This is a genomic window from Paraburkholderia sp. GAS333, from assembly GCF_050435665.1.
GTDB classification, from domain to species: Bacteria; Pseudomonadota; Gammaproteobacteria; order Burkholderiales; family Burkholderiaceae; genus Paraburkholderia; species Paraburkholderia fungorum_A.
The window spans coordinates 1,066,963-1,079,749 of record NZ_JBNDKS010000002.1 but is presented as its reverse complement, the minus strand read 5'-3'; the positions used below and the strand labels follow the sequence as shown (position 1 = coordinate 1,079,749).

Sequence of the window (12,787 nt, the reverse complement as noted above, 5' to 3'; positions counted from 1 at the left end):
ATCCTTCAAGTTCGCGTCCTCAATGCGTGGATCGGTACCAACGGGACGTCGTTGCCAGCCCTTCTTCGACGGAATATGGCGATTGCCAGCCGAGCACAGAGCGAATCCGGCTGGCATCGACCTGAAGGCTGCCGATCAGGCGGTCAATCTGGGCGGATCGGCCGGTTGCCCGGCCGGCCAGCCGCAACCACGCTACAGGAACCGGAAATAACCGCGCCGGCTTTTGCAGATGCTTACCCAGCGTTTCGATCAACTCGACAACGGTCGGGGCGTCATCGTCCGCAACGTGGAAACACCCACGCGCCGCACGGGGATCGATTGCACAGCACATCAGAGCATCGGCGAGATTGTCGACGTACACAAGGCTGCGTCGTGCCGCGACAAGGGCGAGAGGTAGCGGCAATCCCTTGGAAATGGCATCCATGAGCCGCAGGAAATTGGCGCGAACTTCGGGACCATAAACCAGCGGTGGCCTGACGATGACCACCTCGAGCCCCATCTCATTTCCGTATTCGATGAGCGCCTTTTCCGCGGCCAGTTTTGAACGCCCATAGGGATCTTGCGGCCGCGGCGTGTCATCTTCACGGAGCGGCCTTCCAGCGTCATCTTCGGCGATTGCCTTGATACTGCTGACGAACACAAAGCGCCGGGTACCATGCCGAACCGCGGCACGCGCAACGCGTAACGCGCCTTCCACATTGGTCGCATGAAATGCAGCGTCTGGATCTGATGCATCGTCGTTCAACATGTGAACACGTGCAGCCAGATGCACGACGCAATCTGGCGTTAGACCCTCAGGCCAGCTCGAGTCGATGCCGACAAAGTCCGGCGTGCTATCAACCCATTCCCGCACACCGCTCTGGCACCCAGCAGCGTGCCGCACGAGACCCGTCACGCTGTGGCCAGCCTGCACGAGCAAACGGCACAGCGCCTTTCCAACGAAACCATTGGCACCAGTAACGACGATCCCGTTCATACCCACTTCCAGCCGAAGCGGTTGAAGAACTTGCAGGCCGACGCGACGAACATTTTGATGTGTGCCAATCCTTTTCGCGCGGCGCCACCGCCCTCATGCATAACGCGAACCGAAGGTACGTAGACAACGCGTGCCACTTCGTGGGTTCGCAGGCTCAAATCGTAGTCTTCAAAATAAAGGAAATACCGCGGGTCGAAGCCTGCAAGTTTCTTCAGCACTTCCGTTCGAAACAGCATGAAGCACCCGCTGACGATAGGCGGGTCCCACACGACGTCGCTCTCATTGATCTGATCGCGCATTTCATAACGGGCCAGCCGACGCGTAAAGAAATGACGCAGGTTGATCGGCAAAAAGCCACGCACAAGCAGGTCGAGCATCGTGGGATAGCGGCGGCATAGATACTGGATGCGACCGGCTTCGTCGCCAATGCGTGGACTCAGTAGCCCTGCGTCGCGATAGACGTCGAGAAACGTGAGCGCGGTGCTCAACGCATCAGGATCGATATTGATATCTGGATTCAGCACGAGGTGGTAACGGCTTTCCGCGCGTTTAATGGCGAGATTGTGGCCGCGACCGTATCCGACATTGCCGTGTCCCGAAATCAGCGTACATTCGATTCCCTGCTCGCGAAGCTCGCTGAACCTGGACGACATATCGGGTAAACCGCCGTTGTCCACCACGAAGAATTGGACAGGCATAGGTGAACGCGCGCGCAACGTCGCGCAAGCGACATCGAGGCTAGCGAACGTATTCAGCAGTTGTGCCATATTCGGCTGGAATGCAACCAGGGAGACGGAAAGCCCATAGGTCTCCGAAGATTGCGCGCGTGTATCATTCATTGGGGTGCTGTAAACGTCGAGGCGGGCTAGCGGATAGCGCCTCGCAAATCTGTTTTAGTGTGCTGAATTTACCGACGATGGGCAATCAGCTTTTCATTGTGTTACGTCCGGCGAGAACCGTATAGCCTGACACCCTGCTCGCTCATGAAAACGGCCGGCCGACAACCACTATCCGCCGCGCCGCCGCACATGAAAATCCGTGCATCTTCCGAGACTCATCGTCGTGCCGGCTCAATGACTCGATTGCACCGCCGACGCGCTCGCAGCCTGCGCCTGAAGTTGCTTTTTTTGCTGCGCCAGATATTTCTCGCGTTGCTGGAGACCGCCTAACAAATCCGGGTTGACGTGAAGCTCCGCGACCTGATTGCCGTTGAAGGCAAACATTCGAATATCACCCGATGTAGCCCAGATGTAGTCATGTGGAACCTCGAAGATAAAACCTGAGGTGCCCAACGCATTTTCGTCGTAGTGAACCGCGACATCGGGACGCGCACCGCCCACCGGAGCGATATACACGATCTGGTCCCCCGCCGTCAGCGCGACGAACTGTGCGGCCTTGGCCTGATCGGGCAATCCCGCCCAGCCGGTAAAAATATAATTGCGTCCCTCGCCTCGCACTTCGTCCAGATAGCCGCCGCCATCCTGCTTACCAGAAACCTTGGCGAGGAGCTTTCCATTGAGCATGAAACCCTCACCATCGGCGCTCTTCACGAGCCGCGCGCCAACATTCAGCAATGCATTGCTCTGCTCCTGCTGGATCCAGCTCGCGGTAGTGTACTGCCGGGTGGCTGCAGAGTCGGTTCGGGCGAGAGCCTGATCGAGATCAGGTAGCGGCGGGCTTCGCATATAGCGTTCCACTCGCTCTTCGATGACTACATCAGGTTTTTCTTGCGCGACCATCCGAACCAGCATATCGGAGTCTGGGCGGGCCCAGACATAGACGACCCGGCCAAATTGCGACGAGATATACGGCGACATGGCGGTCATGAACGAATCGTGGAAGACGAGCGCCGTCCCTTTCTGCCCCTTGCACACCGTTGCCGAATAACCCTGCAACCTGCTGACGTCGATGCCAAGCGGCGGCAACGCCTGCGATTGTCGCAAGCAATCGATCCTCGCGGAGATATCCGCACCTTCGTTCGCTTCGGCGCGCGGCAGGCGGATCATCGTTGAAAGGTCGGTTGGGCTGCTGCCCTGCTGCGTGATGAAAGCCGAGTCTGTGAGCGTCATGGAATTCGCCTTGACCTGTCCGCCAAACGAATCCACTAACCGCCGATAGCCGAGATAGGCACCGTAACTCGTCCAATGCGTGTCCGTATGGAAAAACAGGCGACCCGCTGCGACCGGCTTGCGTTCAATCAGCGCCGGATGGGTGTCGACGACATATGGCGACGGCCCCATGTACGCCAGCAACTGTTCAAGACGCGTGGGGCCGGCGCCAAACATCCGTGCGGGGAGCATTTCCGGGTAGATGGTCTGCTTGTCGGGCGCCACCACCAGCCGGTACTGAATGCCCTTCTGGCCTAGCCACGCACCGCGCTGTTCGACACTTGCCTTCCAGTTTTGCAGGTCGGCAACCGAAAACGGATCCGTGCGCTGCATATCCTGCAGCGAGCCGTCATCGGTATAAAAGAGCCAATCCTGTTTTCCGGCGATGACCCGCGATGAACCCGAACGGTGAAACAGCTTGTACGAAAGCTTGCCCTGGACATCGAGTAACCAGTTGCGAAAGCCGAAGCGATCGTTGACGTACGTTTCGAAACCAGCCGGGAAACGATAAATTGCGCCGGATTTGAGATCGGCCGACGGGAAACTTGCCAGATTCCGTTGTTCGGAGTTGCTCCCATTTCCCGACCACATGGTGACAAGCGGCAAAGAGATTCCTGCCACGAACGCCACGGACATGACCCAGTTCGTCAGAGCTTTACTGTCCATGATGTCAGAACCGGAAATAGATGAACGGGTTATAGGTACTGGCAGCCAGCTGGGCGGAGCACATCAGCAGGATGACAATCACGGCAACGGTTCGAGTCGACAGAACGGTAGCCTGCATTTGATCGACCGCAAGTGACGTGATGACGGCCGGCAAAGGCTCGTTTGAGTGGTAGGGGAATCGTCGCGACTTCCAGTCTCGCGCCAGAAAAGTAACGACTGGGGTTGAGAGCAGGATCCCGAACGCCAGCGCTACATAGGTCTGCGAGTTCAGGAACAACGCCATTTGCGGGGTGAAACCACGCACGGCCGCGCCACCGAACATCGCCCGCAAATAAACGAGTGCCTCGTGGAAGTCTGCGGCCCTGAAGAAGACCCAGCCGATAGCGACCATGAGTAGCGTATAGGCCGAACCGATGAGTCGCGGAACGCGATCGATCGTTTTGCCGAATGGGCCCCGTTCGAGCACCAGCAAACCACCGTGGAACGCGCCCCAGAAGGCGAAATTCCAGCTCGCGCCGTGCCAGAGACCGCAGAGCAGGAATACCACGAACAGATTGATGCGCACTCGCATCGACGAAGCACGATTACCGCCTAGCGGGATATATACATAATCGCGAAACCAGGTGGACAGCGAGATATGCCACCGTCGCCAGAATTCACGCACGGACCGGGAGATGTACGGATAGTTGAAGTTCTCGGTCAATTCGAACCCGAACATGCGCGCCAAGCCGATTGCCATGTCGGAGTAACCCGAGAAGTCGAAATAAATCTGCAGTGTGTAACACACGATTCCGAGCCATGCAGTACCGGCCGACAGGCTGCCGGCAGGCGTAGAAAACGCCTGGTCGGCGACCTGCCCTAGCACATTGGCAATCAGAACTTTTTTGCCGAGACCGTAGACAAATCGTTCGACACCCGAACTGAACCGCTCAAGCGTATTGCTTCGATGCAGAATCTGATCGGCGACGTCGTGATACCGAATGATCGGGCCGGCGATCAATTGCGGGAACAGCGAAATGTACAGGCCCATGTTGAGCGGATTCCGCAACGCCTGGGCTTCGCGTCGATAGATATCGACGATGTACGAAATCGCGTGAAACGTGAAAAAGGAAATACCAATCGGCAACGGGATCTGATGCGCGGGAATCGTTCGATGAAGAAACGGCGCGATGATTTCGTTCAGATTCGAAACAAGGAAGAACGCGTACTTGTAGTAGATCAGGACCAGCACGTCGACGGTGACGCCAACGGACAGAATTGCAAATTCACTGCGCCGTCCGGGCGCTCGAGCCATGGCAAGGCCGATCGTCCAGTTGAACAGGATCGACAGAATCATCAGCGTGAGATATTCCGGCTCACCCCACGCGTAGAAAATCAGACTGGCGACAAGCAGCAGAAGGTTTCTGAATCGATGCGCGAGGACATAGTAAAGTCCGAGCACGATTGGCAAGAAGAAGTAAAGAAAAACCGCAGAACTGAAGACCAAGTCACCCTCTTCCTGTTGATTGGCTGCACGCCACCTCGATAGTTGCCTAGACTGACTGAGTTGAATTCAGCGCCGATTGTACCCAGCCACCATCTGTTTGACTATTGGCGGCCAAGTGGATGCACCCAGCGATTCGCGCACGCATTCGTTCATGGCGTTACGCGTCACTCGCCTCGGACGAAGCAGAAAAGATGGCACTTGCGGCGGTATCGGCTCGCGAGTTCGGCGAGCCAATCCGCAGGCTCCGCCATGCCGCCCGCACGAAGAAACGCGCCACTGCTACGGTCTTCGTCTACAGCGCGAGGCTCAACTGGGTTTTTTGCCAACTGGCCGTACGGTCGATACCGTCGGCGAACGTAACCTTTGGGGCGAACTCAAGCAACGTACGCGCGCGCTCGATACACAGCACGTTGACAGGAACATCGAACGCGCGGGGCGCAAGGAAGCGCACGTCAGCCTTACAGCCCAGCAGCGACTCGATCTCCGCAAGAATATCTGTAAGCGAGCGGCCGGTGCCGGAACCGATATTGAAAATCTTTTCCGGGCCCCGATAAGCCGCTGCCCGCAAAATACCGTCGACGGCGTCGGCCACGTAGATATAGTCCCGAACGATCGAGCCATCGCCCCAGATGTCAATCGACTGCCCTCTCAGCACGCGGTCCAGAAATACTGACACCGCCCCCTGAGCACGATTGATTTGCTGCCCCTCGCCGTACGGATTCGACAGGCGAACAATGCCGAAATCCAGGCCGTGCAACGTGGAAAAGAGTTGCAGGTACTTCTCGATGGCCAGCTTGCCGATACCATACGAACAGTTCGGCTCGAGGGGATGGCTTTCGCTGATCGGCAAGAACTGGGGCGTACCGTAAATGGTGCCGCCCGACGACACGAATACGACCTTCTTCACGCCGAGCGCCACTGCATGCTCGAGCAACCTCAACGTGCCGCCGACATTGGTCGTGATGTCGGCCACCGGATCCTCGTTGGAGGAACGCGGCAGGCTGGTCGAAACAAGGTGGAAGCAGACGTCCACACTCTGAACGGCCGCTGCGAGCGCAACAGGATCACTCCAGTCGCCCTTCACCCACTGTACGGCATCAACGGAGAAAGCCGGATTGGTTTGGCGCACGGCATCGGCGTCGGAACGGCTGAGGACCGTCACGTCGTCGCCTCGGCACACCAGATCCTGAACCAGGTGTTGCCCGATAAAGCCAGTCCCGCCCAAAACACAACATCGCATCGCCAAATCCCCTTTAAAAATCCATCGTTGAGGCTGCAGATGCCAGCTCCCTCGCCGTCCCGATCTCCTCAAGCAACGATTTCGAGAAACGCTCGCGCGAGAAATGCTGGTCGAACAGCACCTTCCCGGCTCGCCCGATGTCACGCCAATTTGCAGCATTGCCGATCGCGTCCATCAACGCCTGTGTGATAGCAGGCGGATGGTTGCTCGCAATCACAAATCCTGACACCTCATTTTCCAGATACTCGGAAGTGCCAGTGGACAACGTGCACATCAGTGGCTTGCTCGCCCCCATCGCGTGAAGGGAAACAAGCGGCAACGTATCGTCTCGCGATGGCACAACCACCAGGTCCGACGTCACCAGTTGCTTCACGTATTGCTCGTAGCCGAGTTGCGTGTGCAGCGTAAGCTGCGGCACGTTCTTGGCCATACGCTGAACGCCTTCGAAAAAACCGACATCCAGCACGCGTCCATAGACGTGAAATTCACACCGCTCGAGAATGCCGCGCGGCAGCGCCGCAACGCCCGCCACGAACAGGTCCTGCCCCTTTCTCGGCTCATAGGAACCGAATACCGAAACGACCAGGCGACGCGGCTCCGAAGTTTCGGTATCGGGCAGCGCGACAGCGTCGATAGTGAGCGGATCGAGTCCATATTCCATGACCCGCACGTCGTCCCGATATCTCCGCAACGGTCCGGCCGCACGCCGGCTACCGGCGAACACACACTTCACCTTGGCGAGCGCTTGCAGGAATCCCGGATTGCGCTCGATCAGGTCTGTCACCAAACCCGTTTCGTGGATGTACCAATACATGTCCACGAACGGAGTCAACTGCAGCACGATTGGCCACGCCACCGCCGTATTCGCAATTACCAGATCGAAATTGCGGGCTAGGTCGCGAACCGACACATGCCGGGTCAGCAGCAGACTGTCGACGATGACGGCCACACCGAGACGCTGTAGCTCATGCCGCAGCGGCCCGTCATCCGGTGATGCGACCACCACGAAATGACCGGCGTCCATGAGGGTACGCGCCATCTCCAGCACGACCCGGGGCGCCCCGCTTTCCGTGAGATCGTGCGAAATCAGCAGAATGTCCTTGCTCTCACTCGTTGCGGCGGTGGGCGATAGCGGCTGATAGACGTCGAATGGTTCGGGCGAATCGTGGTACGCCAAATCACGCATGGGCTTCGGGAAATACTTGTCCTCGCAAATGTATGAGATCCAGCGGCGCAGTAAAAAGATATCCGCCTTGTCTTTCTTCCGCGGTGCCGCAACTTTTTTCTTGTCCACCTCGGCGAGCGACATATGCCCGATGTGCAGCAGGGTGGCGTGCGGCGTGTACACACAGCTCAAGCCCAGATCGCGAACCTTGAAGCACAGATCCACGTCGGAATGGTTGATAGGCGCATTGACCGCATCGAATCCGCCGACGCGATCGAACACCTCCTTGCCGATACCGAGGCAAGCTCCGCAGATCAGCGACACTTCACGCACCGATTGCGCAAAGTTGAAATACGTCGGCGTATCGGCCGGGAGACTATGGAAAGCCGTGCCAACCAGTCGGCGCACGCCCGTTACCATGCCTGCGTGCTGGATGGTGCCGTTTTCGTACAGCAGCTTCGGACCGACGATGCCTACGCCGTCCCGCTCCAGGTATTCGAGTACGCCTTCGAGCCACTCGGGTGTGATGACCCGCACGTCGTCGTTGAAGAACACCAGATACTTGCCGCGCGAATTTTGCGCGCCAACATTGCACTTGTCGGAAAAACTGTATGGCTTGTCATAGCGAACCAGCCGGACTCTCGAATCGACCGGACTTGCGCTCATGGCGTCGACGATGGTCGAGTTCGTTACCACGATGATCTCGTACGCGGTGTACGTGGTGTTTTCGTTGATCGACTTGATCGTGTCTTCTATGTTGCGCCGATTATCAGACGGCACGACGATAGAGACGAATGCTTGCTCCTTGCTCAGATCGAATCGAATCCGGTTTGCGGCGGGCAACGGCAGTGCTGTACCGGCCCAGCCCCGACGGTCGGCCGCCGCCTGCAGCGCAGAGATATTCGTTTGTCGGGCGAACGGCTTGCCGCCAGCGGACCCCGACGACGCAATCATTCGCCAACCGTACAGCACATGCGGAATGTGCATCACGCATTTGGCGCGCTCCGACACGCGCAACGCGAGATCATAGTCTTGAGAAAAATCGAATTCCGAGCGAAAGCCGCCGACTTCCTCGACGAGCGAGCGCCGATAAATGCCAAGATGGCCGATATACATGCAATTCAGCATCAGCATCGGACTCCAGTCGGGTTTGGCGAAGATCTCGACCGGTTTGCCGGACTCGTCGATCTTGCACTCGTCCGAGTAGATCAGGTCCACGTCCGGCTGACCAACGATCGCCGCAGCCACGTGTTCGAGCGCGTCGAATGTGAGCAGATCGTCGTTGTCCATCAGTGCGACGTATTCACCGGTCGCAAGCTTGAGTGCCGCGTTCGACGCCTTGCTGATGCCGCCGTTCTCCGGCAGCGTCGTTACCTTGATGCGCGGATCCTTGCGCACGTACTCGGCAAGAAGTTCATCCAGTTCAGGCATGGCGGAGCAGTCGTCCGCGATACACAGCTCCCATTTCCGGTAAGTCTGAGCGCGTACGGAGTCGATTGCCTCGCGTAACAGCGCGGGCGAAATCTTGTAGACCGGCATTACCAGCGAAATCAGCGGGCTGCCAGCGACTGCCGCGGGCGACGTCAAGGTTGACGTGCTGTCGCCGATGAGACGCGCGTGAATGTTTTCAAGAAGCGTGGCTTCGCGCGAATCCAGCGACATGTGCGCGGGCAGCCGCCCACCCGGCGCAACGTTGCGCGCCGCATCGAGGACTGCGGGCACACCGCCTCGTTGCCAGACGCGATAAACAGCCTTCGCGAGCGGACGCCAGCCCCCGGCCGTACGCTGCGCCGCCATGACACGTGACAGACGGCGCCGTTGATGGGCCGCGCGACCGCCAATCTGACGCAAAGGATGAGCAAGCTTCCACGTACGCGAATTGACGATCGCGTTCAACGTAAGATTGACGCGGTCGAGCTGCGCCTGCAATTCCGTATTTTTATCTTCAGCAACGTTTGGTGTTGATTCCAAATCGTCGAGTTGCGCCTTCAATTCCTGCGTCACGCCCTGCACGGCATTCAGTTTTGCCGACGTCGACTGGATTTCGCCGCGAGTCTTTTGGAGTTCGGCCTGGCTGGCCGCCAACTGCGCCTGAAGTCCAGCGACGTTGGCGTTCTGTGCGTTGAGAGCGCCGGAGAGCTGCGCTTCGCGGTTCAGGCCGGCGCCGAGTTGAGCAAAGAAGTTGCGCGTTGCCACGGCCGCTTCGCCCTCAGTCCGGAACAGCGCCTGCATTGCCTCTGGAATCTGGCTACCTACGCCGAGCACGCCAAGGCCATGCCCATGCAGAAACGAGAACGACGGATAGCGGCCGCTCAATTCATCCCATAACTGCCAGACGCCGAAATCGCGCTCGCGCACATTGGTGTCGTGAAACAGCACGACCGCGCGGTCGCTGAGCAAAGGCAACCACGTTTCAAAATCATGCTTGACGGCTTCGTAGCTATGCAGACCATCGATGTGCAGCAGATCGATCGTGCCGGGTCCGAAATGAACCACCGCCTCGTCGAACGTGGAGCGCACCAGTGTCGAGAATTGCGAATAGGTAGCGTCGTGCGCCTGGCGCAGCGTGCTCAGCACATCTTCGCCATAGAAGCCGGCGTGTTCGTCGCCCTGCCACGTATCCACTGCATAGGCACGAATATCAAGCTTCAGTTCGTTGGCAGTTTGGCAGAACGCGCAGTAGGAGTCGCCATAGTGCGTCCCGAGTTCGACGACAGTACGCGGGCGCAGCGCGCTCACGATCGCAAAGGCAAACGGAATATGCTCGACCCACGCGCTGCGCCCCGACAGATAGTTGGGCCGGCTGAAAATCGTTGGGTGCAGCGTGGGATTAAACGACATAACGTGCCTTCTGCAAAAAAAATTTCTAAATAGAGCGCTTCAGGTTGTCAGACTTCGACTGACACATTCAGGCGGATGTCCTGCATCGGAATACCGATCAAGCCGGTACTCACGCTCGAAGATTCCGACTTGAAGATCAGGGCGTCGTGGATCCAGTGAAGTTGCGTGTGCTCGTCCTGAGTACCGTCCGCAACAGCCACGCAGACGGAATAATCGCCCTTCGGAAGGACCGGCATCTGGAACGCGAACACTGCCTCAATTTCGCGCCCCGCCGAGCACTGTACCGGCGCGTCGTGATAAGACAGGAAAGTGTTGTCGCCAAATAGTGTCTGGCCAAGTCGGTCCTTGATGAAGAAACCGACGATCGGCGAATTCAGTTCCTTGTGCGCGAGCGCCCGAACGTGAATGGTGACGTCTTCACCACCGACAATCCACGAGAGCAGCTTGCCTTCGTCGTCACCAAAGTGAACGTCCACTATCTGCGCGTCGCCCGTGCCGAACGAGGTCGCTTGCGCGTCGAACTCGAATACCCGCACGTCATTTCGCAGCGACGACTGATTGATAAACTGCAGACGCTGATCTTTCTCGTCTTTCGCGAGCTTGCGCGCTTTGACGGGCCGCAGTCGGGTTGTGGTGCTCTTGCCTTGCTGAGCTTCGTAAAATGCTTCGAGATACTGATCGCACACTTCGCGCGGCGAACCTGCCTGCACCACGGCCCCCTGCTCAAGCCACAACGCATGCGTGCAGAGATTCTTGACCGAGCCAGTGTCGTGGCTGACGAACAGAATCGTGCCCGACTTCATGAACTCACGAAGAAAACGCATGCACTTCTGCGTAAAAAACGCGTCGCCAACCGCAAGTGCTTCGTCGACTACCAGAACGTCCGCGTCCACGTGGGCAATGACAGCGAATGCCAGCCGAACCAGCATACCGCTCGAATACACCTTGACCGGCTGATCGATGAAGTCACCAATGTCCGCAAAACCCGTGATGCTCTCGAACCGCTCGTCGATCTGTGCGCGCGACAACCCATAGAGTTGCGCATTTAAATAGACGTTTTCGCGCCCGGTGAATTCGGGGTTGAAGCCGGAACCCAGTTCGAGCAGGGCGGCCACACGGCCATTGATTTCGGCCGTACCAGTAGTGGGCGGCAGCGTGCCGCAGATGATCTGCAGCAACGTGCTCTTGCCCGAGCCATTACGTCCGATAATCGCGACCGTCTCGCCGCGTCGCACTTCGAACGAAATATCGCGTAGCGCCCAGAACTGCCGCGCGCGCTGCTGTGCCTTGACGGCCAGTCGCTCCTTGTAGCGGCCGGACGGCATGAAGCGCGAGGCGGCGCCGAGCAAGGCCTGGACTAGTCGGTCGTGAGGGCGTTCGTACGTCTGGAACACCTTGCTCACGCCGTTGACACGAATAACGAGATCAGAGGACATCAGCGAACCCCCTGCGGGCCTTCTGGAACCACGCAAATCCAAACCATGCGAACACCACCGCGAACGTCACGTATTTGGCCCAGCTGTCCCATTCCAACGGTTGTCCAAGAACAACTAGCGACCGCATCGTTTCGATCGGGTAGGTCAGCGGATTGAAATTGGCAAGAAAACGCCACCTTTCCGGAAACGACGACAATGGAAAAAAGATGGGCGACACGAACATCAGGCCGGTGATAAAGATACCGATTGTTTGCCCGATATCTCTTAGGTACACGCCCGTGGCCGACAACCACCACGTCACTCCGAGCACGAACAGCACGAATGGAATGATGATTAATGGGGCAAGCAGAGCTGTTGCCGGAATAAAACCGAAACCGATGAACTCGAAAACCAGCAAGACGACCATGCTAACCAGCGCATGGAACAACGCTGACAACACGGTGACGCACGGCAGAATCTCCAACGGAAAAACCACCTTTTTCACGAAATTCTGGTTCGATAGCACGATGCCTGGCGCTCGGCTAACGCACTCGCTAAACATGTTAAAAATGATCAGCCCTGCGAACAGAATAACCGCGAACGCCGACTTCGACGTGTAAGAACCGGCGCCCCAACGCGACTTGAATATCTCACTGAAAACGAACGTGTAGATTCCTAGCATCATCAAGGGGATGAGCAGAGACCACAAAAGACCAAACATCGAGCCTTTATATCGTCCGATTGTTTCACGCCACGCCAGTTCCACCAGCAACTGTCGGTGACGCACGATCGATTTGACTAGCGCAACGGGTGAGACATTGTTTTTTATCATAACTTCATCGCGTTTGCGCGCATCTGTAGAAGCCGTGCACGCACTCATTGGCAATCCC

The 12,787-nt window shown here is 57.8% G+C and carries 8 protein-coding genes; all 8 read right to left on the bottom strand.

The features are described from left to right. Positions 1–19 precede the first annotated feature (19 nt). Entirely contained in the window at positions 20–976 is a 957-nt protein-coding gene (locus tag ABH945_RS13965; protein ID WP_429250873.1) for a UDP-glucose 4-epimerase family protein, read from the bottom strand. Further along, complete coding sequence (locus tag ABH945_RS13960; RefSeq protein ID WP_429250872.1) at positions 973–1,815, bottom strand: glycosyltransferase family 2 protein; 843 nt, start codon at positions 1,813–1,815, stop codon at positions 973–975. The genes ABH945_RS13965 and ABH945_RS13960 overlap by 4 nt, the downstream gene beginning before the upstream one ends. A gap of 231 nt (positions 1,816–2,046) precedes the next feature. After that, positions 2,047–3,750, bottom strand: a complete 1,704-nt coding sequence (locus ABH945_RS13955; RefSeq protein ID WP_429250871.1) for an alginate O-acetyltransferase AlgX-related protein — start codon at positions 3,748–3,750, stop codon at positions 2,047–2,049. A gap of 4 nt (positions 3,751–3,754) precedes the next feature. Continuing rightward, the gene (locus tag ABH945_RS13950; RefSeq protein ID WP_429250870.1) at positions 3,755–5,236 is read right to left on the bottom strand and encodes an MBOAT family O-acyltransferase; all 1,482 of its coding nucleotides are present in this window, start codon (positions 5,234–5,236) and stop codon (positions 3,755–3,757) included. Positions 5,237–5,528: 292 nt separating this feature from the next. Next, on the bottom strand, positions 5,529–6,476 hold the full coding sequence (locus ABH945_RS13945; RefSeq protein ID WP_429251097.1) for an NAD-dependent epimerase/dehydratase family protein: 948 nt from the start codon (positions 6,474–6,476) through the stop codon (positions 5,529–5,531). 13 nt (positions 6,477–6,489) lie between these two features. After that, the gene (locus ABH945_RS13940; RefSeq protein WP_429250869.1) at positions 6,490–10,482 is read right to left on the bottom strand and encodes a glycosyltransferase; all 3,993 of its coding nucleotides are present in this window, start codon (positions 10,480–10,482) and stop codon (positions 6,490–6,492) included. Between the two features lie 47 nt (positions 10,483–10,529). Continuing rightward, the gene (locus ABH945_RS13935; protein ID WP_429250868.1) at positions 10,530–11,918 is read right to left on the bottom strand and encodes an ABC transporter ATP-binding protein; all 1,389 of its coding nucleotides are present in this window, start codon (positions 11,916–11,918) and stop codon (positions 10,530–10,532) included. Then, positions 11,908–12,777: an ABC transporter permease gene (locus ABH945_RS13930; RefSeq protein WP_429250867.1), complete on the bottom strand. Its 870-nt coding sequence runs from the start codon at positions 12,775–12,777 to the stop codon at positions 11,908–11,910. Before ABH945_RS13930 ends, ABH945_RS13935 begins: the two co-directional genes overlap by 11 nt. Between the last annotated feature and the right edge of the window lie 10 nt (positions 12,778–12,787).